Raw genomic sequence first — 22,879 nt, 5'->3', positions numbered from 1 at the left:
ACCCTCTGTAAATAACAGGGCATGGTGAACGGCTTCGCCATGCCCAAAATCTGGAGACAGATTGCGATGGATATTTCCGTAAATAATGCAAAACCAGGGCGACGTCGTTATCTCACGCTGTTGATGATCTTTATTACCGTCGTGATCTGTTACGTCGACCGGGCTAATCTGGCCGTGGCTTCCGCGCATATTCAGCAGGAGTTCGGCATCACTAAAGCAGAGATGGGCTATGTCTTCTCCGCATTCGCCTGGCTTTATACCCTGTGCCAGATCCCCGGCGGCTGGTTTCTCGATCGTATTGGCTCGCGGCTGACCTATTTTATCGCCATTCTGGGCTGGTCGGTGGCGACCCTGCTGCAGGGCTTCGCCACCGGGCTGATATCGCTGATCGCCCTGCGCGCCGTGACCGGCATCTTCGAAGCGCCCGCCTTTCCCACCAATAACCGCATGGTCACCAGCTGGTTCCCGGAACAGGAGCGCGCCTCCGCGGTGGGTTTCTTCACATCCGGGCAGTTTGTCGGCCTGGCCTTTCTGACGCCGCTGTTAATCTGGATTCAGGAGCTGCTGAGCTGGCACTGGGTCTTTATCGTCACCGGCGGTATCGGCATTATCTGGTCGCTGGTCTGGTTCAGGGTTTACCAGCCGCCGCGTCTTACCAAAGGTATCGGCAAGGCGGAGCTCGACTATATTCAGCGCGGCGGCGGTCTGGTTGACGGCGATGCGCCCGCCACCCGAGAAGCGCGTCAGCCGCTGAGCAAAGCCGACTGGAAGCTGGTGTTTCATCGCAAACTGCTGGGCGTCTATCTGGGACAGTTCGCCGTGACCTCGACGCTGTGGTTTTTCCTGACCTGGTTCCCAAATTATCTGACTCAGGAAAAAGGCATCGCCGCGCTGAAAGCGGGCTTTATGACCACGGTGCCCTTCCTCGCCGCTTTTGTTGGCGTGCTGCTCTCCGGCTGGCTGGCGGACAGACTGGTGAAGAAAGGCTATTCCCTCGGCGCAGCGCGTAAAACGCCGATTATCTGCGGACTGCTGATCTCCACCTGCATTATGGGCGCCAACTACACCGACGATCCGGTCTGGATTATGACGCTGATGGCGGTGGCCTTTTTCGGCAACGGCTTCGCGTCGATCACCTGGTCGCTGGTGTCGTCGCTGGCGCCGATGCGGCTGATTGGCCTGACCGGCGGCGTGTTCAATTTCGTCGGCGGGCTGGGCGGCATTACCGTTCCGCTGGTGATCGGCTATCTGGCGCAGGATTACGGCTTTGGCCCGGCCCTGATCTATATCGCGGCGGTGGCCTTAATCGGCGCGCTCTCCTATATCCTGCTGGTGGGCGAGGTCAAACGCATCGCCGAACCTGAAGAGAGCCGGAACGGTCTGCGTCCGCTGGAGACCCCTCAGTCAAAATAGGGTTTGAGCAGCGCCTCCGTCCAGTGCATAAAGGCCCTGACGCGTTGCGACAGGCTACGGCGGTGCGCCACCACGAAAAAGGCGTTAAGCGGCGCGGGACGCAGATCGGGCAGCACCTCCACCAGCGCGCCGGCGGCGAGATGCGGCGCCAGCGCGGAGTAGCCCGCCTGGATGAGTCCCATCCCCGCCAGCCCGGCCTCGTGATAAGTCTGAACGCTGTTCACCTTCATCATGCCCGGCAGCATCAGCGTTTTGTAGCCGTCGCCCGACGGATATTCCCATCCGTCGGGTTTCGCGCCGAAATTTCTCACGTAGTGCACCATACGGTGCTCCTGAGTAACCAGATCCTTGAGGGTGCGTGGCGTGCCGTAACGGGCAAGATAGGCCGGGCTTGCGGCATTGATCATGCGCAGCTTGCCTAACGGCCGGGCAATCAGCGTCTCATCCGCAACGGGGCCAAGACGGATCACGCAGTCAAACCCTTCCTGCACCAGGTCGACGCGGCGATCGGTGCTGGAAAGCTCAATCTCCAGCGCCGGATGCGCCGCCATCAGCTGCGGCAAGGCCGGTATCACCACCGACTGCGCCAGCACGGTGGGCATATCGACGCGCAGCCGCCCACGCAGCGGCGCGCCCTGATCCGCGAACATCGACTGCAACTCTTCTGCCTCCGCCAGCAGATCCCGCGCGCGGAAATAAAAGGCGCGGCCATCCTCGGTGAGCTGCACGCTGCGCGTGGTGCGGTGCAGCAGCGTGGCGCCGACCTCCGCCTCCAGTTCGCGTATCACCGCCGATACGCGCCCTTTCTGCATGCCCAGGCTTTCCGCCGCGCGGGTAAAGCTCGTCATTTCCGCCACGCGGGCAAAGACCAGCAGCGCCTCAAGATTCTTCATTGTTCACTATTCCGGTAACAGCGTGTTCTTATCTCACCCGTTTATGCGCAGTTTAATACTCAATAAACTCCTTTTACACCCTGCTTTTAAAGCCCTGTTAACGAACGAAGGTACTTATCATGACGGCAAAAGGTTATTTAATCGCTCACGTTACCGTATCGGACGCCGCGGCCTACGCGGAATACGCCAGCGCCGCCGGCGAGGCGATGCGGGAATTTGGCCCGGAAATCGTCGCCTGGTCCGGACAATATGAAAATCTGGAAGGCGAAGCGCATGAGCGGCACGTGATTTTCGCATTCGCCTCTTTTGCCGAGGCGAAGCGCTTCTATGAGAGCCCGGCCTATCAGGCCGCACGAAAGCTGCGCGCGGGCGCGGCCACCGGCACCTTTGTGCTGGTCGAAGGCAGCGCCTGACGTCGGCGCTGATGCGCTGATGCGCTGATGCGCTGATGAGGATTACGCGCCGCAGCGCTCAGCCAGCTTGTCGAGAAAGGTAAACAGCGCCTGGTTCATTTCCCGATAGTCGTGCGCACGCAATTCGTCTGGCGTTTGAACAAAACGCCATTCGGCCGCACGGCGCAGATCGTTTTCTGAATGGGCAATCAGGCGCTCTACTACATCCGGCGTCAGCTCCATGTGACACTGGAAGCCGTAAACTCGCTCGCCATAAGCGACAATCTGGCGCGGACATCCTTCGCTATAGGCAATGATGACGGCTTCTGGCGTCAGTCCTGGCATATCGTTATGCCAGTGCCCTACCTCAAGCGTGTCGCCAAAGTGTTTAAATAGCGCATGTTTCCTGCCCGCCTCGGTCAGCGATACAGGGAATTTGCCAATCTCCTTCTCAGGACTGTGGGCGAACGGCGCGCCAAGCGCTTCACCAATCAGCTGCGATCCCAGACAGATGCCGATAACCGCTTTTTCGGCTTTTACCGCGGCCGAGATGACCGCTTGCTCGGCCTTAGCGTCAAAGTGCGGACACGCCTCTGTAGTGGTTGCCGGATCCTGCGGTCCACCCATGACGATAAGAAAATCGATATCCTCGACGCAGGCAGGAAGCGGCTCGCCGGCATAAACCCGCGAACAGGTCACCTGATGCCCGCGATTGTTAGCCCAGATCTCATAGGCTCCCGGCGCTTCAAAGCTTTCGTGAATAATAAAATGTATGCGCATGGCAAATAAACTCCGTGATGTAAGCAGGAACAAGCGCGGTCAGCGCGAAAAACGTAGTCTGCCGTCAGGCTGGCGATCTCAGGCTGCCTGTCAGAAGAGCGAACTCCTCAGCCTCGGGCGACTCAAGATCGGAAACGGTAATTCGCACTCCATGTGCGGGGCGCGCCAGGCCAAACACTTCGCCGCCTCGAACCAGCCAGCCCCTCTGCGCCAGCTGCATGACGAGGTCAGCGCTATCGCGCTCCAGCGGAATCCACAGATTCAGTCCGTCATGTTTGTCGAAAACCTGAAAGTGATGGCGCCGCAACAGATCGGTCAGAAGCTGACGGCGGACGCGATAGGCGTTTTTCGCTCTTTCAATCTGCTCGTAAAAACCGGGAGAACCTATCGCGCTCGCAGCCGCCTTCTGCAAAAGATGACTGACCCAGTTGGTACCGGCGTTCAGGCGCTGCCGCAGGCGCCGTGACGTTTCATCATCGCTGGCGACGAAGGCGAGCCGCATATCGGGGCCGAGAAATTTAGAGGTTGAGCGAATAAGCGCCCAGTGACGCGTGGTCTGCGGAATAATATGGTGATAATCCTGAGTGGAAAGCAGCGAGAAGTGATCGTCAACGATAACCAGTACCTGGGGATAGTGTGACAGCAGCGCGCGAATTTGCGCCGCCCGCTTCGCGCTCAGCCCGAAGCCTGTTGGATTGTGCGCACGCGGCGTAATGATTAGCGCCTGTATGCCCGAAGCCAGCAGTTCGGCCAGCGGCTTTACCTCTATTCCCTCAACATCCATCGGCACGCCCGCGGCCTGCAGGCGGTTATGCACCAGCGTGCTGATGCTGCTAAGAAAACAGGGATCTTCCACCCCGACCCGATCGCCCGCGATAAGATAGCAATTAAGCAGACGCTCGACCGCATCCACCGCGCCGCTGGTCAGATTGAGCGCGTATGAGTCTACATCTTCATCCATCCAGCGGCGGCCAATCTGCTCCATCTCCTCGCTGATAGCGCGCTCTCCATACAGGCCAGGCCGATCGGGCGCAAGGCTCACCGTCGGCAAGAGATCGCGGCAAGGATTGCCGCCCGCCAAATCGCGCAGCGCCATATCTGGCGCTGAACCTTCCTGCGCCATCGGGGAAGTGATAAAACCGCGTATCACGGTGCCGTTGCGCCCACGCGAGACGGCGAACCCCGCGTCGATAAGGCGTTTGTAAGCGGTAGCAACGGTGTTGCGATTGATCTTTAGCAAGCCAGCAAGCTCCCGTACGGGAGGCAGCGTCTGACCCGGTTTCAGTTCCCCGGACGCAATTTTCGCCCTGACCTGCTCAACGATTTCGCCTGCGCTTTTACCTGGTATTTTCATAGTTCTATGACAATAGTTTTTTTGACCTATGACAATATGGCCAGGTTTGGCGGCGCTGTCTATCAAAATTCATCCGACCCGCTCTATTGCAACCGTATTAGCTCCTCGACTGGCGTCTCGTCCTGGCACGCGCTTCCGCCTGCATCACCAGGCTGAGCGCCGCCGGCAGCACCGTCAGGGTAACCAGCGTCGCGGCAATCAGCCCGCCGATAATCGCCAGCGCCATCGGGCCCCAGAAAATCTGATGCGAAACCGGGATCATGCCCAGAATGGCGGCGCTGGCGGTCAGCAGCACGGGTCGCGCGCGGTGCATGGCGGCGGCGGCGATCGCCTCGTTGCAGGGGCGGCCCGCGCTTAGCTGGCTCTCCGCTTCGGCGATGAGTATCACCGCATTGCGGATAATCATGCCCGCCAGCGCGATAACGCCCAGCAGCGCCACAAATCCCATTGGCGTGCCGGTCGGCAGCATCGCCAGTACGATGCCCGGCAGGGCAAAAGGCGCCATCAGCAGCGCAAGCAGCATGCGGGAGAAGCGCTGAAGCTGGATCATCAGCAGCGTCAGCATGCAAAGCAGCGTGACAGGCAGCACGGCGAAAACCGATCCGTTGCCCTTGTTCGATTCGGCTACGGCGCCCTCTTCGCTGATGCTGTAGCCTGGCGGCAGGCTGGCTCTGAATCTGTCGAGGATCGGGCGCAGGCCCGCCGACACCGCTTCGGCGCGCAGGCCGGGCGGCAGGTCGGTCTGCACGGTGATAAACGACAGACGCTGTCGACGCCAGATCACCGGATCCTCCAGCCCCCACTGCGGCGTCGCGACCTGCGCCAGCGGGATTTTCACGCCCGTCGGCGCCGTTATTATCAGCGCCTGGAGGCTGCCGAGATCGTTTCTCTCCGCCGCGTTGCCCTGCAGCAGCACGTCAACCAGCCGGTCACTATCGCGCACGCGAGTGATCGTCGCGCCAGACCAGAGGGTGTTGAGATAGCGGGCAATCTGCTCTGAGGAGAGCCCTACGGCGCGCGCGGCCGTCTGGTTCACCTTCAGGGTCACCACCCGCTCAGGCTCGCCCGCCGTCTGATTCACCTCACGCGTCAGAGGGGATCGCCCGAGCGCGGCGGCAAGCCGTTCCGCCAGCGCCTGAACGCGTGCGTAATCCGGGCCGCTGACGCGATAACGCACCGGCCAGCCAACCGGCGGCCCCAGTTCAAGGGGCGATACGCGGGTGGTGATATCGCTGAATTCCCGGGCGAGCAGCGCGGCGAGATAGCGCTGTAGCCGCGTCCGTGCCGCCAGGTCCTTCGCCACCACCACCAGCTGGGCGATGTTTTCATCCTCCAGCAGAACCTCCATAGGCAGATAAAAGCGCACCGCCCCGCTTCCCACGTAAGCGGAGTAGCGATCGATATCGCGGCTGGCCGACAGCGCGCGCTCCAGCCGCTGGGTCTGACGCAGCGTCGCCGCCTGCGAGGCGTTCGCCGGCAGCGCCAGACTGACCAGCAGTTCGGGCCGGTCGGACGCCGGAAAAAATTCGCCCTGCATAAAAGTAGCGCCCACGCCCGCCAGCAACAGCGCGGCGAGAGCGAGAGCAAGGGTGATAAGCCGATGCCGGAGAATGCGCTCAAGCAGGCGACGATAGCGCGCGCTCAGCCCGCGACTGTCTGACGCCTGCGGCGGCAGTCGGGCCGGCAGCAGCCAGCTGCCGGTCAGCGGCGAGAAGAGCACCGCCACGATCCACGAACAGAGCAGCGCGATAAGCACCACCGCAAACAGGGTGTAGCAGTATTCGCCGGCGCTCGAGGCAGCAAAGCCAACCGGAATGAAACCCGCGATGGTGACCAGCGTGCCGGCCAGCATCGGCCAGGCCGTCGCGCTAAAGGTCCCGATCGCAGCGTCGGCGCGCGACTCACCCGCTTCAAGGCGCGCCACCATCGTTTCCACCGCGATCATGGCGTCATCGACCAGCAGACCCAGCGCGATAATCAGCGCGCCGAGCGAGATGCGCTGCAGTCCGATACCGGCCAGATGCATACAGGCAAAGGTCATCGCCAGCACCAGTGGAATAGCAGCCGCCACCACCAGACCGGCCCGCATCCCCAGCGACACAAAGGAGACGGCCAGCACGATAACCACCGCTTCGGCGAGCACGCGGAGAAATCCGCTGACCGCCTGTTTCACCACCGCCGACTGATCGGCAACCTGCGTCATCTCTATGCCGTGCGGCAGCTGCGCGCCCTCCTGACGCATGCGCGCGCGCAGCGCCTGGCCGAACGCCAGCATGTTCCCGGTGGGCGCCATGGAAATGGCCAGGCCGATTGCCGGCTGGCCGTTAACGCGAAACAGCGGAGCCGGAGGCTCCGCCACCCTACGCGTCACCGTGGCGATATCGGTAAGCGGCACATAGCGCCCGTTGAGGCGCAGCGTCACCGCACGCAGGCTCACCTCATTGCGGAAGGCGCCGCTGACGCGCAGGGCAATATTATCCTCCGGCGTGCGCACCGTCCCTGCTGGCGCCACCACATTCTGCGCGTGCAGGGCGTCCGCAACCTGCTGCAGATCCAGCCCCATTGATGCGAGCTGACGCGGTGAAAAGGCGACCACCAGCTGTTCCTGCTGCTCGCCCAGCAGCTGCACTTTGCCTGCGTCGGGCAGGCTCATCAGGTCGCGGCGGATCGCCTCGACGCGGTCGCGCACTTCTCGCAGGCTAAAGCCGTCGCCTGTGAAGCCGTAAATTGTGCCAAACGTATCCTCGAACTCATCGTTGACGGCGGGGCCCTGCACGCCCTGCGGTAAAGCGGGCGCGATGTCCTGCATCGCTTTTCGTACCTGATACCAGATATCGGCAACCCGCTCCGGCGGCGTCTCATCGCGCAGATTAACGAAGATCACGCTGCGTCCGGCGCGCGTTTCGCTCTGAACATAGTCGAGCATGGGGATCGCCTGCAGCTTTTTCTCTAGCGGATCGGTAAGCAGATGAACCGTATCGTCAAGCGTCGCGCCTGGCCACTGTGCGGAGACCACCGCCGTTTTGATGGTGAAGGCGGGATCTTCGTTGCGCGCGAGCTGCTGGTAGCTGACAACGCCGGCGGCCACGATCAGCAGCATCAGGAACGCCATCAGCTGCTGGCGGCGCAGCGCCCAGGCGGAAAGATTGAAGGCGGGCGTCATAAAGATATGCCTTCTGTCTGCGTCACCCGCTCGCCGTCGCGCAGGGTTCTGACCCCAGCCGTCACGACTCGCTCGCCCGGCGCAATGCCTGCGCGAATCAGCACCGACTCCGACGCATAGCCGGCGATGCGCACGACGCGACGGCGGACCAGGCTGCGAAGCGGATCCAGCACGAACACCGCCGGCTCTCCCGCCAGCCGCGTCAGCGCGGCGGCCGGCAGCGTCATTAACGGCTCGCCCTCTGCTGCGGGCAGCGCGATCGTGGCGCTTGCGCCCAGTACCATCTCCGGCGGCGGGTTGTCCAGCGTGACGCGTACCCGCCAGCTGCGCGTTTGGGCATCGGCCTGCGGACTGACGTCGCGCAGATGGCCGGTGGTGGCGACGGCAGGATTGCGCAGCAGCGCGACGTGAAAAACCGCGTCGGGCCGCCGGGAAACGCTGTAGGGCGCGGCGACGTCAAATACCACGTCCCGACGGCTGCCGAAGGCGACGCTATAGACCGCCTCTCCGGCGCTGATCACCTGGCCTGCCGACGCGCTAACGCCGATCACTATTCCATCATCGGGCGCAGTCAGCGCGCGCCAGCGCAGGTTTTCCAGCGCGTTCTTTAGCGCCGCCTCGCTGCTCCGCAGCCGCGACAGCGCGGCCTGCCAGTCAGCCGCAGCGGTATCGAGCTGCGCCCGGGCGACGGCGCCGGACGGCATCAGCAGACGCATGCGATGCAGCGTAAGCGCGGCGACTTTTTCGGCGGCGCGGCTGCTGTCGAGGTCCGCCTGCGCGCGGGTCATCTGGCTAAGGGCCTGCGGGCTGTCGAGCGTGGCCAGGGTGTCGCCGCGCCGAAATCGCGCGCCCGGCTCGGCGCTGCGCGTCAGGATCCTGCCCTCAAGCCTGAAGCTCAGCATGGTTTCATCGTGGGCGCGTATGTCGCCGGTAAGGAGCGGCGCCGAGACGGCCGCAGGCGCGACCGTCACGCACTTGACCGGACGCGGCGGCGGCGGCGCGCTGGCTGGCCGCTGCCGATCGCAGCCGGTCAGCATGACGACCATCAGCATCAAACCCGGCAGCAGCGGCGGCAGCCAGTTGAGATGGCGGGTAACGAGCAAATGCCCGGCGCCCTGCTCGATCAGGGCGGTAAGTTCATCAGACATGGCGCAGTTCCTGAGTAACGTTTGCGCCATTACACCGCTTAATTATCGAGATTCTTGCGGTGAACCATCAAGAGCGTGTCAAGAAAGGGGGCCGGGCAGCAGAATGCGCATCCGCAGACCGCCTTCAGGCGGAAGCGACGCCGCGATGGCGCCGCCGTGCGCCTGACAGATCGCCTGTGCGATAGAGAGGCCCAGCCCGCTGCCTCCGGAGTGACGCGCACGCGACGCCTCGCCGCGCGTAAAGCGCTCAAACATGATCGGCAAAAAGGCCGGCGGCACGCCGGGGCCGCTGTCCTGAACGCTGATTTCATATCCCTCATCGCAGCGGCGGGCGCTGAGCATTATCCTGCCGCCGGAGCCAGCATAGCGCAGAGCATTTTCCAGCAGAATGGTCAATACCTGTCCCAGCCGAAACGGATCGATATTCAGCAGCGCGTTCTCCGTTACCCCAATCTCCGCGCGCATGCCCGCCGCATCAAGCTGCGGCCTAATCCACAGCAGGCGTTCGCGCAGCAGATCTGCTGGATTGCAGGGTTTCGTGTCCAGGCTGAGCTGCCCCGCGTCGGCCAGCGAAAGCAGATGCAGCTCATCAATCAGCCTGCGCAGACAGCTTAACTGCTCCATGATCAGCCCATGCTGCCGCCGATCCGCCGTGAATACGCCGTCGATCAGCGCCTGCAGCCGCACCATCGCCGCCGTCAGAGGCGAGCGCAGCTCATGCGCCATAGCGACGTGAGAGGCGCGCAGCTCTTTGTCATAGCGCGCCAGCTGTCGCGTCATGGCGTTAAAGTTCTGCGCCAGATGCGCCAGCTCCGCCGGCGCGCCAGGCGTGAGCGCGGCCTGCGCGCCGAAATCCCCTTCCGTTACGCTCTCCGCGGCGCGTCTGAGCTGGCTGAACTGCGCCGAAAGCGGCCGGGCATGACGCAGGCCAAAATAGGCGATAAACGGAATGGTCACCAGCACCAGAATGCCGACGGTGATCCAGTCAGCCGAGGCGATAGAGGGATCGGAATAGCGAATGCCCCACCAGCTATCGACAATCTGGTGAAAGCGAGCGGGATCGATTTGCGGATTCTCGCGCAGGATCAAAAAGGTTTTCAGCACATCAGGCGGCATATGCCAGGTGATCCAGAGATACTGCGCCGTGAAGCGCAGCCACATGCAGAGCGCGATCAGCACCACGGTGCCGATCGCCAGGGTGAGAATGCGTACGCAGAGCCAGCGCCACAGGGTTTGCGGATGCGTTTTTTTCATGGCTGTCGGAACCGGTAGCCGATGCCGCGCACGTTCAGCAGCACCTCCGCGATGCCCGCCGCTTCCAGCTTGCGCCGCAGGTTATAGATGTGCGTATCCACTACGCGCTCCAGCGCGTCGCTTTCGGGCAAACACTGCTCAAGCAGATACTGGCGGCTCAGCGCGCGCACCGGCGCGCGCATCAGGGTGGCCAGCAAGGAAAATTCTGTCGGCGTGATATCGAGGCTGGCTACGCCCTCTCCTCGCTCCACCGTCACCGTCATGGCCGCGGTATTGACCTCCAGCGCGCCCCATCGCAGCACCTCTTCCGCTGGCGGCTTAGGGTGGCTGCGTCGTAATACCGCCTGCACGCGCGCTACCACCTCGCCGGGATGATAAGGCTTGACCACGTAGTCATCCGCCCCGTAGCGCAGCGCGCCGATGCGATCCGGCGTATCGCCCATCGCCGTGACCATAATAACCGGCACATCGCTGCCGCGTCGGATCTTTGCCAGCACCTCTGTGCCGTTCAGGCCGGGCAGCATAACGTCGAGCAGCACCAGATCGGGCCGCCAGCGCTCGGCCTGCTCCAGCCCGGACACGCCGTCCGCCGCGACTCTGACCAGATAGTTTTCCCGGCGCAGATAGGCTTCCAGCACCTCTGCCACGCTGGCGTCGTCTTCGATAATCAGAATCTTTTTGTTCTGCATGGCTCACCTTGACACTTTCTTCATAAATCCCTGGCCGTTTATTGACACGTCCGCCGGATAGTTCCGGCTGGCGGTACGATCGCCCGTCAAGGGCGGAGAAAACGGATGACGAGGAGAGATGATGATAACCAGAAATACGACGCTGTACATGGCCGGACTGGCACTGCTCGCCAGCGCCGCGGCGGCGCGCGCAGATGACGGCGAGACGCAGGACAGCTTCATGATCGGCCTGGGCGCGCAGTATGCGCCGCGCTACAGCGGCTCCGATAAGATGCGGCTGCAGCCGGTGCCGATTTTTCAGGCAAGGCGCGGCGCTTTTTTTGCCGATGCCCAGAAAGGCGTCGGCTACGATCTGCAGAGCGACGGCGGCTTCTACCTCGAGCATACCCTGGGCTACAGCCTGGGCCGCGCCGATAAAGACGCCGACTGGCGCGACGGCGCCGACAGGCTCAAAGGCATGGGCAGCATCGACGCCAGCGTCAATACTGCGCTGGCGCTGGGCTGGCAGGTCACGCCCTGGCTCAGCGCTGAGGGCAAGGCGGTGCTGCCGCTCAGCGACGATCAAGGCGTCAATTATCAGGCGTCGCTGACGCTGGTGCCGCTGCAATCCACGCGCGATACCCTGGCGCTGCAGTCGACGGCGCTGTTTGGGGACGCCCGCTATATGCATCTCTGGTATGGCGTCAGCGCCGCGCAAAGCCGCCGCGCTGGTTTTGAACCCTACCGCGCGCCCGGCGGATTTTATGGGGTGCAAACCACGCTCAGCTGGAGTCATCAGTTTGATGCCAACTGGGGAAGCCTGGTCAGCGCAGGCTACAGCTGGCTCGGCGATCGTGCGGCGGCGAGCCCGGTGGTTTTCCGCCGCGACGAAGGCATAGGCACGCTCGCCATCACCTACAGCTTTTGACTGATGTATTCGGTAAAGGATCTGCTCACGCTTATCGCCGTCTATTTACTGTGCATCGCGATATATTTGCTGGCATGGGCGCTCTATCTCTTTTGAAATCGCCACGCCCGGCGTGGAAACTTTCGCTGGCTGCCGCGCTCTGCAGGAGAAAAATCAATGCTATCGGAACCGCATCTGTTCGCTGAACTTACACGCTGGATCAAGGCCAATATCGCTAGCCGCCTTTTCCTTCGGGATATTGCCGCCCGGTTTGGCTATTCACAGTGGTATTTAAACCGGCGCTTTCTTCTTTATCACGGCATCAGCCTCGGCGCGTTTATTCGTCTGGAACGCATGAAAGCGATCGCCAGCGAACTGATAACCAGCGATCGCCGCATTGCCGATATTGCCGTCAGCTATCAGTTTGAGTCGCAGCAGACGCTTAGCCGGGCGTTTAGCCGTCAATACGGCATGCCTCCCGGCCTGTACCGGCGCACGATGCGGGCGGCGCGTCTGCGGCGAGATTAGCTGGCTATGTCTGCTAGTAGCGAAGGCGTCCGTAGCGTCCCGCGATCAACGCGCTGCTCTCCTGCGGCGTCAGGCTCTCCTCTTGCTGCGTCTCGTTCAGGCTGGCGAGCAGGCTGTCGGCCCACCAGTGACAGTCGAGGCGTCGGATGCCTTTCATCAGTCTGGCGTGCCGGTTCTGACGCTCTTTTAGCGGCAGCCGCAGCGCGGTATGGATAGCGTCGGCAATGGCGTCGGGATCGTAGGGATTGACGACAATCGCGCCGTCCATGTGCTCCGAGGCGCCCGCGAACTGCGACAGAATCAGCACGCCGGGATTGGCGCGGTCCTGCAGCGCCACATACATTTTCGCCATCAGGCTCATGCCGGCCATCAGCGGCGTCACCAGCGCGACGCGCGACGCGCGGTAGATGCCCGCCTGCTCTTCCCGGCTGTAGGCGTGCGTCAGGCAGCTAACCGGATACCAGCCCAGCATGCCGTGTGCGCCGTTCATTTCGCCGCACAGGCTTTCCAGATCCTGAGCGACCTCTTTGACGCGCGGAAGATGCCCGGCGGCCTTTGACGCGAGCTGCAGCAGTCGAATCGATCCCTCATGCTCGGGATGGGCGCGCAGCAGTACCTCCATGGCGCTCAGGCGATACGGCAGCCCGGCGCTGCTATCCAGATGGCCGCCGCTCAGCACGGTATGTTCCGGCAGCGTGTCGCGGCACTGCTGCTCCATCAGGCGACAGCTGTTGCTCTCTTTCAGATAATCCACATCTTCCAGGTCGATCCCTACCGGAAAGACGCCGGTGGTAATGATGCGGCCATGGACGCGTACGCGGGTAGCGCTGAGACGCTCGGTGCGGTATTCGCTTTCGATCCACAGCAGAAAGTTATTCATGTCCTGAAGGGTCTGAAAGCCGATCAAATCGCTGCACAGCAGCGACTCGGCCAGCCACTGCCAGTCTGGAATCGCCTCGAATCCCTGCCCCGCAGGAAACGGCTGATGAAAGAAAAATGCGGTGCGGTTGAGCAGCCCCGCCTCGCGCAGCAGTTTTATGCAGGGGATAAGATGATAGTCCTGGATCCAGAGCTGATCGTCCGGCATCGCATACTCCGCGATCGCCCGGGCGTAGGCCTCGTTTATTTTCTGATAGTGACGGCGGCCGTGGTGGGTAAAGCGCGCCAGATCGGGACGCTGATGAAAAACGGGCCACAGTCCCTGATGCACGTAGCCGTGGTAGCCGGCATCCGACTCTTCCTGGGTCAGCGGAAACGTCAGGGTGTCAAAATTTTTTCCGTGGCGGAATGAGAGCGTACGCAGCGTGTCGGGCGCGATCGCTTCGCATTTCCCGTTCCAGCTAACCCATAGTCCGCCGCGGCGCGACAGGATAGTTTCATACAGCGCCGAGAGCGTGGCGTGCTGAGAGTAGTTATGTGAAACCAGAATTAAGCCTGACATGGAAGGATCCTGTAGTGCCTCCGGATTAGTGCCGGACGGCGAGCGTAAATCAGACAGATTAAAGGGAAGCGCAGACAGGTCAGGTTGAGGCATTTCATCAGGTTGATTCTCCTTAGGCAGGTGCTGCAGAAGATTCAACCATGGGCCGTATAAAAATTTTGTATTAATGAGACGCGCGCAAATAAAAATTGAGTAAAGGCGTCGCTCTGTTTAGTGGGCGGGGATCCGGGCAATCACCTTGATTTCGAAATCGAAGCCTGCCAGCCAGTTGACGCCAACGGCCGTCCAGTTCGGGTAAGGCGGTTCGGGGAATACGGCGTGTTTGACCTGCATAATGGTCGGAAACTGCTTTTCCGGATCGGTATGAAAGGTAGTGACGTCAATCAGATCGTTAAAGGTACATCCGGCGGCGGCCAGCGTCGCCCGGAGGTTGTCGAAAGCAAGCTGCACCTGCGCGGCGAAATCGGGCTCCGGCGTTCCATCGGCGCGACTGCCGACCTGACCTGAGACAAACAGCAAATCGCCGGAGCGGATGGCGGCGGAATAGCCATGCTCTTCATAGAGCGCGTGGCGGTTAGCCGGGAAAACGGGTTGAGGCTGGTTCATGGCATTTCCTTCTGTCAGGTCATCAAGCGGGATGCGCAGCCGCTATAAATAATTTAACATACGCGGCGTATGTCCCATTAATCACACATACGCGCCGTATGTCAACTCAGATACGCTACGTATGTGACAAAGGAGTCGCTATGGCTGTGAAACGCCGCGTCGAAACCATGGAGGCAAACCGCGCCAGGCTGATTGCCGCCGCGCGAAAAGCCTTTGCGGAAAAAGGCTTTGCTGCCGCATCGATGGATGAGCTGACCGCCAGCGTCAATCTGACGCGCGGCGCGCTGTATCATAATTTCGGCGATAAAAAGGGGTTGCTTGCCGCCGTCGTCACTCAGATAGATAGCGAGATGGCGCAGCGCGCCCGGGATGCCGCGGCGGATGCTGGAGATGAGTGGGAAAAGCTGCTGGCGGAAGGGATCGCCTATATCAAGATGGCGCTGGATGAGGAAGTGCGGCGCATCGTGCTGCTGGATGGCCCCGCTTTCTTAGGCAATCCGGCTCAGTGGCCAAGCCAGAACAGCTGCCTTGAATCCACCCGCCAGCGCATTGCCGACATGCTGGAACGCGGCATCGTTAAAACGGTAGACCCGGACGCCACCGCCTGCCTGCTGAATAGCGCCGCGCTCAATGCCGCCCAGTGGATTGCCGCCAGCGACGATCCGCAGCGGGCGCTGCCGAAAGTCGTTCAGGTGTTCACGCTGCTGGTGAACGGTATGCGTCAGACGGCCTAGCAGCCTGCCGTGATAAAATCGCCGTTCGCACTGACCGGGATCACGGTGGAAAACAGCACCGCCGCAAAAAGGATAAGCGCCATTCCGCCCGCGACTATCGCCACTCTGCCCAGCGAGGCCGCGTAGCGCATTATCACGGGTTGGTTTGAAGCAAGCATCCACTCTCTGAAGTAATGCACCCAAGTGGCCAGCATCATAATGGAGACCGCGGTGCCCAGCGACATCGCCATCACCGCCGCGACGCCCCAGCTGAACATGCCTACGGCGTTGGCAAAGACCAGGATCATCAGCGCTCCGCTACAGGGACGGATGCCGATGCCGGCAATAACCCAGGCCGCATTGCGCCAGCCGCCAGTGAGATCTGCGGCGTTAGGCTGATGCTTATGTCCGCAGCCGCAGGCCGCATCATGCTGATGGCGTGACGCTCTGGCGCTGAACATGCGCAGGCGATCGCCACCGATCGCGCGCACGATAAGCACCATACCAAAACCTGCGATAAGCAATGCGCTCGCTTTTTCCATCCAGTAGCGACTTGCACTGAGATCGCCCATGGAGAGATTCAGCGAGATGGCAAGGATAAGCACGAAAAGAATCGCGACGATGCCCTGCATCAGGCTGCCCGCCAGCGTAATCAGGCGGCTGGCGTTGAGTTTTTCCCGGTGCGTGGCCAGCCAGGTGGTAATCACAAACTTGCCGTGGCCAGGACCAACCGAATGCAGAAAGCCGTAGGTAAAGCTGCCTGCTATCAGCATCAGCCCGCCCTTGATGTGATGGTCGCGCTGCAGAAGCAGGTACTGCACCAGATAGCGATGCAGTGAAATTTGCAGGGTGAAACAGTACTGCACAAACTCGCCCCAGTGGCGGGCAAAAAGATAAAGCAGCGCTACACCCATTACGCCGCTAAAACTCAGTAGCATTATCAGTGAGGCGGCGCTGCGTTGATCGTTTTTCAATAGACTATCCTGCCAGGTTTATCGTATGGCGTAGAGCCGCCGTCTTAAAACCCGCGTTTGCGGGTCCGGTCAGGCCCCATAACTGTTACGCCACTCGTCGACCATTTCTTGGGTTATTTCTTTTTTATAACACACTGGCGCATAGCCGCCCTGCTTACTCCAGGCACTTCGCCCGCCGCAGCTGCCATTACGTGCGGAATTAAAGGGACACGCGCATACGCCTGGATAAGCGGCGATCGAATCTTCAATAATCAGCTGACGTACCTGATCGTCGGTCTGCTGCGGCGACTGCGCCGCCGAAGCCCGGATCCAGAGCAAACTGATGGCCATAACAAGCGAAACAGCAATAGTGCGTGTATCCATGATTCCCCCTTGAGATAAGAGGGACAGACTACCCCAGCACGGCGGCGGGCAATGGTGCGAAAAAAACGCAGTTTATGCGCTTTTTATGCGCTGAGAGAGACGGCGATATGCCGGTCAGCTTTTGCTCAGCGTGTAGTTAAACACCCGGCCATTTTTGGTTTGCACGGTTAGCGTTTTGCCTGCCGTCGTGTCGAGCGTTCTCGCTTCGCTGTAGTTCCACATCAGCAGCTGCTGCCCGTTGGGATAAGGCGTTTCCGTATCGGGCGGACCGAACATCTCAATAAGCTCGGCGCGGGTGGTCGTTCCCGCGCGTATTTTCTGAATGCTCGCCGTATCAAAATTTCGCCCGGAGGAGCTGGAGCAGGCTGTCAGCGCCAGTATCAGAACGGCGACCGTGAATGCTTTCACCATGTTTTTCCTGCTATTAAGGGAAGCGACATTGTAGCGGATCTCGCCGTACGCCACGCGTCAGAGAAATGATCACCCAGGCTTTATAACAGCGCAACGCCAGCGGCAGGAAGGCCTGACAACAGCGCGCATCTCCTTTGGTTTGCCAGACGCGTCTGGATGATCGGCTAGCCTCTGGGATAAGACATATCTTAATTGCTCACCTTTTATCCTGTGCATGCTCTATAATTTAAGAAATCTTAAATTCAACACCATCAGGGTATCATCATGACCAGTTATACTATTCAGGTTGAGCTTAAAGAGCAGACCGAGAAAACACGCATTGAGCTGCATATTACCATGCTTGAAAATGGCTTTACCCATAACGTTATGTGCGACAAAGGGTTTACCTACGCCCTGCCCACCAATGATTTTGTTTACGCGGGCACTGAAACCATAGGGATTTTAATGGACCGAATCGTTCTTCTGGTAAGCAGTTTGAGTAAAGATTCCTCAATCCTGGTCACCCGTTCCGAGGAGCGATGCTGGTCAGGTTTGCGTGTCATCAACCCTGGATAAGAAGAACGTCCTCGACGCGTTAATGGTGGTTAACCATCACTAAAGCAAACTTAAAAATTGCTGTGGTACACGGAACTCGTCTGCTCTCTATTCAGGGCTTTATCAGGCCTGGCAGGTGCAAACTGCGCCCCGGCTATGCCAGATGCAAACAGCCACCACCCGCCAGAATAATCGCTTTTAACAGGCCAGCTCTATAAGCGGTTTCGCTGTTCGTCCCGCTGTACGATAAGTCTCTAAGGCGGCTTTCCACTCGTCTAAGGTAAATATCCGCGCGTCGTGGGCATAGCTTTCCGCAAGCAGCGGCCACAGGTCTCTGAACATCTGCTGCCAGCCATGTATGCCAACAGCCGCCAGATACTGCCGCACATGGAACCAGTGAATTTTCGGCAGATGATGTTTAGCGCGGAACACCTCGCCAGACAGAAGACCATAGCTGATAAAGAGAGCGGTCAGCGGCATCAGCTCAAGGATCTTTTCTGCAAGCCTGCCGCCGGTGGCATCGTAAACGACCCCGGCGCGTGCGGCATAATAGCCGATGGCCTCACTCTCCTGCTCCTGAACCGGCGTAATGCCGCACTGTTCAAGTTTCAGCGCATGCACTGGCGAGCGGTGAATGCCCGTCACTGAGCGCGCGCCGGCGCGGAGCGCCCACTGGCCTAGCAGCATGGCGCACTCGCTCCCGGCGGCCGTGATCAGGATATCTTTACATGCCGGTGAAAAGTGCTCGAGCATCAGCTTTGCGGCAAGAGGGTTGATATACCCTCGCGCAGCCAGCCTGTCGTCAATATTATCGGGGACGGGAATGGCGAGCGCGGCGGGAATATCCACCTGACTCTGCCAGGTGCCTTCGCCTCGCAGAGCAAGCACCCGTCGCCCTAGTAAATGACGGTATGCTGCCGGCGCGTCTGTAACGATGCCCATACCCTCGTAGCCGGCAATCTGCGGCAGCGTGATACGGTGCTGATAGGCGCCCGTAATTGGGATGAGGTCAGAAGCGTTAACCGGTGAGTAGCGCATCGTTACCCTGACCGCGTCGGCAGCAAGCTCGCCTTTCTCCCCCGCCTCCAGATGCAATACCTCTTCCGGCTGGCCGAAACTTCGGTAAGCCAGGGCTCGGTTTGTCATCTTTCCCCCTTGTCGTTCAGAACGTCCATTTACACTCTCAGGAGAGGCATAGTGAAGCTGAGCGCCTGGGTTATCAACCCCTGAACGCAAATGCAGCCGTTAAGGATTCGCTGTCCCTGCGCTCAGTCGATGCGGCCGGCGGAAAGGCGGAGATCTCTCTTTCACCGCCCTAAAACAGCATCTCCATGTCTCATAATTTCGCTTAAACATTCACAGCGCTTAATCTTCGCTTAAGAATAATCCTATAGAGTGAGCACTGTATTAGCCCAGTTCGGGCTTTTCCGGAGCCTACCCCTATGCAAAATAAGATCGCAGATTCTCAAACCCTCAGCAAAGTCCCTGCCGTTACTCTGGCGTTCTGGTTAACTAAGATCGCTGCAACTACGCTGGGTGAAACCGGCGGCGATGCGGTAACCATGTCGATGAATCTGGGCTACCTGACCGGTACGCTGATTTTCGCCATTATCTTTTTAGTCGCCGTCGTGGTGCAGATTAAACGCCACAGCTTTAATAAGTGGATCTACTGGTTTACCGTGGTTGCCACCACCACCGTCGGCACCACGCTGGCGGACTTTGCCGATCGCTCGCTGGGGATAGGCTATCTGGGCGGCACGCTGCTGCTGAGCACGCTGCTGGTTCTCTCGCTGTTTATCTGGCGCATTACCTGCGGCACTATCGCCGTGAATTCCGTCAACAACGGCGTCACCGAGTGTTTTTACTGGGTCACCATTATGTTCTCGCAAACCCTGGGCACGGCACTAGGCGACTGGACCGCAGACAGCGAAGGACTGGGCTACGACGGCGGGATCCTGCTGTTTGTCGGCGCGCTGGCCATTATCTGGGCTGCCAGCCGCTTTACCGCGCTTTCGCGCACCGCGCTCTTCTGGGCTGCCTTTATCCTGACCCGACCGCTGGGCGCGGTGGTGGGCGACTTCCTGGATAAGCCCATCGCATCGGGCGGCCTTGCGCTGAGCCGCTACAGCGCCTCGCTGACGCTGGCGCTGATTATCATCGCCTTTCTCTGGCTGTTGCCGCAGCGTGCGGCGATGAAGACCGCGACGGTGAATTAATAGCACAGCGCCAACGGCAGCCCGGCTGCTGGCGCTTATCGCGATGAGATGATTTCCAAGCCGCCAGCGATGGCGGCTTTTGTATTATCGGGGGGATGGAAAAGTCGCGCAGTTCGTACGTCGATAGTGGAGCAGGCTATTATTGATTATCCGGATTATATGGCTCGTATCATTGGGGAGATTCCCCTGCCGCGCCTCAGTGGTGAGCTGATGCAGATTTCTGAGCCATAAGACAGGGGAATTAGCCCGTAATGGATGAAATGGAGGTTGAGTGAAGATCAATAGCCCTGAGAATATCGGCACGCCAGAAAAGTCAGCTTTAAATCGCATGCTCATCCTGCTGTTTGCCATCACTGGCGGAATGGCGGTCGGTAATCTCTACTGGGCACAGCCGCTGCTGAATGATATCGCCCTCTCATTTGGCGCTCAGCCAGACTCAGCAAGTATGCTTATCACTTTCACCCAGTTAGGTTATGCAACCGGCATTCTGCTGCTGGTGCCGCTGGGTGACATCCGGAATCGCCGCAGGCTGATTCCTGCCATCCTCTTTCTCTCAGCGCTTTCGCTTTGTCTGACGGCACTTGCGCCCTCTATGCCATTACTGATGGCGGCAATGGCGCTGACAGGGCTGACGACCGTCGCCGGCCAGCTTTTGACGCCGTTTGCCGGCGATCTGGCGAGCCCGTCTCAGTTAGGAAAAGTGTTGGGCACTATCATTTCAGGAATGCTTATCGGCATTCTCTTGTCGAGAACCGTCAGCGGAGTAATTGCCGATTTGCTCGGCTGGCGTGCGGTCTATTTTATCGCTGCGGGCGGCGCGTTCATCCTGTCGCTCCTGATGCTGCGAATGCTTCCAGCCGATATTCCTCGCCAGCATCTCAGTTACAGAGTATTAATGCGCTCGCTGCTGTCGGTGATAGCGGAAAGCGCAACGGTGCGTATCACCCTGCTTATCGCTGCCTGCGGCTTTCTTGTTTTCACGATGTTCTGGACCAGCCTGACCTTTTTGTTGAGTGCGGCACCCTACTCTTATACGGTCAGCCAGATTGGCCTGACGGGACTGGCAGGACTGGCAGGCGCGCTGATGGCCAGACGGGCAGGCATTCTGCATGACCGGGGTCACTCGGTGACGGCGACGGGCCTGGCGCTGCTACTGGCCCTGGTGGCTATCGGTGTTGCCGCCTGGGGCCGCAACAGCATCGGGTTAATCGTCCTGGCGATTATCCTGATCGATATCGCCGTACAGACGTTAAACGTGTTGCATCAGACACGCATCATTTCAATTAATCCGGCGATGCGCAGTCGCCTGAGCACCATCTTTGTCGTCTCTAACTTTATCGGCGCGGCGATAGGATCAGCGCTGGCGGGCATACTGTGGCACGCTGGCGGCTGGAGTGCGGTCATGATCGGCGCGGCGGGATTTCTGGCGCTGGCGCTGGGGATCTGGTTTATGAATCGAGATAGCCTTAAGCTCACATAACGGCTATCAGGCTGTAACAGAGAAAATCGATTACAGCCTCTTTGCTCGCGCGTTATTTTTACGCCCGTTTTATTTCCTTAGCCCAGCCAGGGCATGAGGAAGCGCCGATACCCCTGCTCGCGACATAAGAGAGAGTAAAGCCGCAGCGACTTCTGTCTGATGCCGCCATAAAACGTGCTGGCATTCGCCGCCGTAATCCGTACCATACGCGGCATACTTTTGCCTGCTGACTACGCTGAATAGCAGGATGGCGCGCCGAAGCGCTGCGCGTTATCTGCCCTCTTTTGGTTGCTGAGATATAACTTAATGCAAGAAAATCAAACGGTTGACAAGAAAGAACAGTACAACCTCAACAAACTTCAGAAGCGTCTGCGTCGCAACGTCGGCGCCGCTATCGCCGATTACAACATGATTGAAGAGGGCGACCGCATTATGGTCTGCCTGTCAGGCGGCAAAGACAGCTATACGCTGCTGGAGATCCTGCGCAATCTGCAGCAGAGCGCGCCGGTTAACTTCTCGCTGGTGGCGGTCAACCTCGACCAGAAACAGCCGGGCTTTCCGGGGCATATCCTGCCGGAATATCTGGAATCGCTGGGCGTCGAATACAAAATCGTTGAGGAAGACACCTACTCCATCGTTAAAGAGAAGATCCCGGAAGGCAAAACCACCTGCTCGCTCTGTTCGCGCCTGCGCCGCGGCATTCTCTATCGTACCGCCACCGAGCTGGGCTGCACGAAAATCGCGCTGGGCCACCATCGCGACGACATTATGCAGACGCTGTTTTTGAACATGTTCTATGGCGGAAAAATGAAAGGCATGCCGCCGAAGCTGATGAGCGACGACGGCAAACATATCGTGATCCGTCCGCTGGCCTACTGCCGGGAAAAAGATATCGTACGCTTCTCTGAGGCGCGCAAGTTCCCGATTATTCCGTGCAACCTCTGCGGTTCGCAGCCGAACCTGCAGCGCCAGGTGATCGGCGATATGCTGCGCGACTGGGATAAGCGCTATCCGGGACGGCTTGAGACGATGTTCAGCGCGATGCAGAACGTCGTGCCGTCGCATCTGGCGGATACCGCGCTGTTCGATTTTAAAGGCATCCAGCATGGCGATGCGGTGGTGGACGGCGGCGATCTCGCCTTTGACCGTGAAACGCTGCCGGTGCAGCCTGCCGGCTGGCAGGAAGAGGACGAGACGGCGCCGGCGGTACGCCTCGACGTGCTGCAGCTGCCCTAATCCGCAGCCGAACTAAAAAGGGCGCGCTGTTCAGTCAGCGCGCCCTTTTTTTTACCGATGCGGCAGCGGATCGAGGATCGGCGGATAGCCCGGCTCTGGCTGCGGATCCGGTTGCGGACTCGGCGGCGGCTGCGGTATTGGATCGGGGATCGGGACGGGATCGGTAGGAATCGGATCGCTGGCGAAAATGGATGTCATACCCTGCTCCTCTGAGGTCGTTGTCCTTCAAGCATAGGTATAACTCAGCCGCAGGGGCAAAAAAAAAGCCGGCGGATAAGGCCGGCGTATCGAATTAATATGTGCTATGCAGTAATTCTAAAAAAGGAAGTAAGACAATATGGAGCGCAACGCCCATCGCTTGACGTTGCATTCACCTGCGGGACTGAGTTTGCCGCTGTTGCCCTG

General features: G+C 59.9%; 23 protein-coding genes and 1 pseudogene. 10 read left to right on the top strand and 14 right to left on the bottom strand.

Features of this window, described 5'->3' with window-relative positions:
- The first annotated feature begins 21 nt into the window (after positions 1 to 21).
- Complete coding sequence (locus tag B3229_RS18515; RefSeq protein ID WP_286873207.1) at positions 22 to 1,413, top strand: MFS transporter; 1,392 nt, start codon at positions 22 to 24, stop codon at positions 1,411 to 1,413.
- On the opposite strand, the gene B3229_RS18510 is transcribed toward B3229_RS18515, so the two are convergent.
- A complete protein-coding gene (locus B3229_RS18510) occupies positions 1,401 to 2,306 on the bottom strand; it encodes a LysR family transcriptional regulator (protein ID WP_286873206.1) in 906 nt (301 codons plus the stop codon). The two genes, B3229_RS18515 and B3229_RS18510, sit on opposite strands and share 13 nt — an antisense overlap.
- Positions 2,307 to 2,425: 119 nt before the next feature.
- Here B3229_RS18510 and B3229_RS18505 point away from each other — a divergent pair, with 119 nt between their 5' ends.
- Positions 2,426 to 2,719, top strand: a complete 294-nt coding sequence (locus B3229_RS18505; RefSeq protein ID WP_286873203.1) for a DUF1330 domain-containing protein — start codon at positions 2,426 to 2,428, stop codon at positions 2,717 to 2,719.
- A gap of 42 nt (positions 2,720 to 2,761) precedes the next feature.
- On the opposite strand, the gene B3229_RS18500 is transcribed toward B3229_RS18505, so the two are convergent.
- The 6 genes from B3229_RS18500 to B3229_RS18475 all read right to left on the bottom strand — a co-directional run bounded on the left by B3229_RS18500 (position 2,762) and on the right by B3229_RS18475 (position 11,086).
- Positions 2,762 to 3,478, bottom strand: a complete 717-nt coding sequence (locus B3229_RS18500; RefSeq protein ID WP_286873201.1) for a type 1 glutamine amidotransferase — start codon at positions 3,476 to 3,478, stop codon at positions 2,762 to 2,764.
- Positions 3,479 to 3,542: 64 nt separating this feature from the next.
- Positions 3,543 to 4,832 (bottom strand): transcriptional regulator PtsJ, encoded by a 1,290-nt coding sequence (gene ptsJ / locus B3229_RS18495; RefSeq protein WP_286873199.1) that lies wholly within the window; start codon positions 4,830 to 4,832, stop codon positions 3,543 to 3,545.
- A gap of 97 nt (positions 4,833 to 4,929) precedes the next feature.
- Positions 4,930 to 7,995 carry an efflux RND transporter permease subunit gene (locus B3229_RS18490; protein WP_286873197.1) on the bottom strand — a complete coding sequence of 1,022 codons (3,066 nt, stop codon included), beginning with the start codon at positions 7,993 to 7,995 and terminating at the stop codon, positions 4,930 to 4,932.
- Positions 7,992 to 9,143 carry an efflux RND transporter periplasmic adaptor subunit gene (locus tag B3229_RS18485; protein ID WP_286873196.1) on the bottom strand — a complete coding sequence of 384 codons (1,152 nt, stop codon included), beginning with the start codon at positions 9,141 to 9,143 and terminating at the stop codon, positions 7,992 to 7,994. Before B3229_RS18485 ends, B3229_RS18490 begins: the two co-directional genes overlap by 4 nt.
- Positions 9,144 to 9,221: 78 nt before the next feature.
- The gene (locus tag B3229_RS18480) at positions 9,222 to 10,397 is read right to left on the bottom strand and encodes a sensor histidine kinase (protein ID WP_286873194.1); all 1,176 of its coding nucleotides are present in this window, start codon (positions 10,395 to 10,397) and stop codon (positions 9,222 to 9,224) included.
- Entirely contained in the window at positions 10,394 to 11,086 is a 693-nt protein-coding gene (locus B3229_RS18475; RefSeq protein ID WP_033746998.1) for a response regulator transcription factor, read from the bottom strand. The genes B3229_RS18480 and B3229_RS18475 overlap by 4 nt, the downstream gene beginning before the upstream one ends.
- A 121-nt stretch (positions 11,087 to 11,207) precedes the next feature.
- Here B3229_RS18475 and B3229_RS18470 point away from each other — a divergent pair, with 121 nt between their 5' ends.
- Both B3229_RS18470 and B3229_RS18465 read left to right on the top strand, forming a co-directional pair.
- A complete protein-coding gene (locus B3229_RS18470) occupies positions 11,208 to 11,993 on the top strand; it encodes a MipA/OmpV family protein (protein ID WP_286873544.1) in 786 nt (261 codons plus the stop codon).
- A 156-nt stretch (positions 11,994 to 12,149) separates the two neighbouring features.
- Positions 12,150 to 12,500: a helix-turn-helix domain-containing protein gene (locus tag B3229_RS18465; protein ID WP_286873193.1), complete on the top strand. Its 351-nt coding sequence runs from the start codon at positions 12,150 to 12,152 to the stop codon at positions 12,498 to 12,500.
- A 13-nt stretch (positions 12,501 to 12,513) separates the two neighbouring features.
- Here B3229_RS18465 and B3229_RS18460 read toward each other — a convergent pair whose 3' ends face one another.
- Positions 12,514 to 13,941 carry an alpha,alpha-trehalose-phosphate synthase (UDP-forming) gene (locus B3229_RS18460; RefSeq protein WP_286873191.1) on the bottom strand — a complete coding sequence of 476 codons (1,428 nt, stop codon included), beginning with the start codon at positions 13,939 to 13,941 and terminating at the stop codon, positions 12,514 to 12,516.
- Between the two features lie 210 nt (positions 13,942 to 14,151).
- Positions 14,152 to 14,547, bottom strand: a complete 396-nt coding sequence (locus B3229_RS18455) for a RidA family protein (RefSeq protein ID WP_048786288.1) — start codon at positions 14,545 to 14,547, stop codon at positions 14,152 to 14,154.
- 140 nt (positions 14,548 to 14,687) lie between these two features.
- Here B3229_RS18455 and B3229_RS18450 point away from each other — a divergent pair, with 140 nt between their 5' ends.
- The gene (locus B3229_RS18450) at positions 14,688 to 15,281 is read left to right on the top strand and encodes a TetR/AcrR family transcriptional regulator (RefSeq protein WP_286873190.1); all 594 of its coding nucleotides are present in this window, start codon (positions 14,688 to 14,690) and stop codon (positions 15,279 to 15,281) included.
- Here B3229_RS18450 and B3229_RS18445 read toward each other — a convergent pair.
- From B3229_RS18445 to B3229_RS18435, 3 genes are all read right to left on the bottom strand, one after another.
- On the bottom strand, positions 15,278 to 16,198 hold the full coding sequence (locus tag B3229_RS18445) for a nickel transporter (protein ID WP_316716537.1): 921 nt from the start codon (positions 16,196 to 16,198) through the stop codon (positions 15,278 to 15,280). The genes B3229_RS18450 and B3229_RS18445 overlap by 4 nt on opposite strands.
- A 105-nt stretch (positions 16,199 to 16,303) precedes the next feature.
- On the bottom strand, positions 16,304 to 16,564 hold the full coding sequence (locus tag B3229_RS18440; RefSeq protein WP_376747228.1) for a hypothetical protein: 261 nt from the start codon (positions 16,562 to 16,564) through the stop codon (positions 16,304 to 16,306).
- Between the two features lie 147 nt (positions 16,565 to 16,711).
- Positions 16,712 to 17,008, bottom strand: coding sequence for a hypothetical protein (locus B3229_RS18435; protein WP_286873186.1), 297 nt, complete (start codon positions 17,006 to 17,008; stop codon positions 16,712 to 16,714).
- Positions 17,009 to 17,272: 264 nt separating this feature from the next.
- Between B3229_RS18435 and B3229_RS18430 the strand changes: the two genes are divergently transcribed.
- Positions 17,273 to 17,563: a hypothetical protein gene (locus tag B3229_RS18430; protein WP_286873185.1), complete on the top strand. Its 291-nt coding sequence runs from the start codon at positions 17,273 to 17,275 to the stop codon at positions 17,561 to 17,563.
- 177 nt (positions 17,564 to 17,740) lie between these two features.
- Here the strand turns inward: B3229_RS18430 and B3229_RS18425 are convergent, their stop codons facing one another.
- Positions 17,741 to 18,688, bottom strand: coding sequence for a zinc-dependent alcohol dehydrogenase family protein (locus B3229_RS18425; RefSeq protein ID WP_286873183.1), 948 nt, complete (start codon positions 18,686 to 18,688; stop codon positions 17,741 to 17,743).
- 296 nt (positions 18,689 to 18,984) lie between these two features.
- Here B3229_RS18425 and B3229_RS18420 point away from each other — a divergent pair, with 296 nt between their 5' ends.
- The 4 genes and pseudogenes from B3229_RS18420 to ttcA all read left to right on the top strand — a co-directional run bounded on the left by B3229_RS18420 (position 18,985) and on the right by ttcA (position 22,474).
- On the top strand, positions 18,985 to 19,758 hold the full coding sequence (locus tag B3229_RS18420; RefSeq protein WP_286873181.1) for a hypothetical protein: 774 nt from the start codon (positions 18,985 to 18,987) through the stop codon (positions 19,756 to 19,758).
- Between the two features lie 271 nt (positions 19,759 to 20,029).
- Positions 20,030 to 21,238 (top strand): MFS transporter, encoded by a 1,209-nt coding sequence (locus B3229_RS18415; RefSeq protein WP_286873180.1) that lies wholly within the window; start codon positions 20,030 to 20,032, stop codon positions 21,236 to 21,238.
- Between the two features lie 158 nt (positions 21,239 to 21,396).
- Positions 21,397 to 21,465 (top strand): annotated as a pseudogene (locus tag B3229_RS18410) (hypothetical protein); the annotation flags it as partial.
- A gap of 79 nt (positions 21,466 to 21,544) precedes the next feature.
- Positions 21,545 to 22,474 carry a tRNA 2-thiocytidine(32) synthetase TtcA gene (ttcA, locus tag B3229_RS18405; protein WP_048786279.1) on the top strand — a complete coding sequence of 310 codons (930 nt, stop codon included), beginning with the start codon at positions 21,545 to 21,547 and terminating at the stop codon, positions 22,472 to 22,474.
- 51 nt (positions 22,475 to 22,525) lie between these two features.
- Here ttcA and B3229_RS18400 read toward each other — a convergent pair whose 3' ends face one another.
- Positions 22,526 to 22,672: a hypothetical protein gene (locus B3229_RS18400; RefSeq protein WP_193390104.1), complete on the bottom strand. Its 147-nt coding sequence runs from the start codon at positions 22,670 to 22,672 to the stop codon at positions 22,526 to 22,528.
- Positions 22,673 to 22,879 lie beyond the last annotated feature (207 nt).

The sequence above is a fragment of the Pantoea sp. UBA5035 genome, assembly GCF_002415245.1.
Taxonomy (GTDB): Bacteria; Pseudomonadota; Gammaproteobacteria; order Enterobacterales; family Enterobacteriaceae; genus Pantoea; species Pantoea septica.
The sequence above is the reverse complement of the archived record's forward strand: the minus strand, read 5'-3'. Positions and strand labels throughout refer to the sequence as shown.

Coding starts and splice junctions, on each gene's coding strand:
- ttcA (WP_048786279.1), top strand. CDS start 21,545: ATGCAAGAAAATCAAACGGTTGACAAGAAAGAACAGTACAACCTCAAC.
- B3229_RS18500 (WP_286873201.1), bottom strand. CDS start 3,478: ATGCGCATACATTTTATTATTCACGAAAGCTTTGAAGCGCCGGGAGCC.
- B3229_RS18480 (WP_286873194.1), bottom strand. CDS start 10,397: ATGAAAAAAACGCATCCGCAAACCCTGTGGCGCTGGCTCTGCGTACGC.
- ptsJ (WP_286873199.1), bottom strand. CDS start 4,832: ATGAAAATACCAGGTAAAAGCGCAGGCGAAATCGTTGAGCAGGTCAGG.
- B3229_RS18470 (WP_286873544.1), top strand. CDS start 11,208: ATGATAACCAGAAATACGACGCTGTACATGGCCGGACTGGCACTGCTC.
- B3229_RS18435 (WP_286873186.1), bottom strand. CDS start 17,008: ATGGTGAAAGCATTCACGGTCGCCGTTCTGATACTGGCGCTGACAGCC.
- B3229_RS18510 (WP_286873206.1), bottom strand. CDS start 2,306: ATGAAGAATCTTGAGGCGCTGCTGGTCTTTGCCCGCGTGGCGGAAATG.
- B3229_RS18440 (WP_376747228.1), bottom strand. CDS start 16,564: ATGGCCATCAGTTTGCTCTGGATCCGGGCTTCGGCGGCGCAGTCGCCG.
- B3229_RS18490 (WP_286873197.1), bottom strand. CDS start 7,995: ATGACGCCCGCCTTCAATCTTTCCGCCTGGGCGCTGCGCCGCCAGCAG.
- B3229_RS18460 (WP_286873191.1), bottom strand. CDS start 13,941: ATGTCAGGCTTAATTCTGGTTTCACATAACTACTCTCAGCACGCCACG.
- B3229_RS18425 (WP_286873183.1), bottom strand. CDS start 18,688: ATGACAAACCGAGCCCTGGCTTACCGAAGTTTCGGCCAGCCGGAAGAG.
- B3229_RS18420 (WP_286873181.1), top strand. CDS start 18,985: ATGCAAAATAAGATCGCAGATTCTCAAACCCTCAGCAAAGTCCCTGCC.
- B3229_RS18505 (WP_286873203.1), top strand. CDS start 2,426: ATGACGGCAAAAGGTTATTTAATCGCTCACGTTACCGTATCGGACGCC.
- B3229_RS18455 (WP_048786288.1), bottom strand. CDS start 14,547: ATGAACCAGCCTCAACCCGTTTTCCCGGCTAACCGCCACGCGCTCTAT.
- B3229_RS18465 (WP_286873193.1), top strand. CDS start 12,150: ATGCTATCGGAACCGCATCTGTTCGCTGAACTTACACGCTGGATCAAG.
- B3229_RS18485 (WP_286873196.1), bottom strand. CDS start 9,143: ATGTCTGATGAACTTACCGCCCTGATCGAGCAGGGCGCCGGGCATTTG.
- B3229_RS18430 (WP_286873185.1), top strand. CDS start 17,273: ATGACCAGTTATACTATTCAGGTTGAGCTTAAAGAGCAGACCGAGAAA.
- B3229_RS18445 (WP_316716537.1), bottom strand. CDS start 16,198: ATGCTACTGAGTTTTAGCGGCGTAATGGGTGTAGCGCTGCTTTATCTT.
- B3229_RS18475 (WP_033746998.1), bottom strand. CDS start 11,086: ATGCAGAACAAAAAGATTCTGATTATCGAAGACGACGCCAGCGTGGCA.
- B3229_RS18400 (WP_193390104.1), bottom strand. CDS start 22,672: ATGACATCCATTTTCGCCAGCGATCCGATTCCTACCGATCCCGTCCCG.
- B3229_RS18450 (WP_286873190.1), top strand. CDS start 14,688: ATGGCTGTGAAACGCCGCGTCGAAACCATGGAGGCAAACCGCGCCAGG.
- B3229_RS18515 (WP_286873207.1), top strand. CDS start 22: ATGGTGAACGGCTTCGCCATGCCCAAAATCTGGAGACAGATTGCGATG.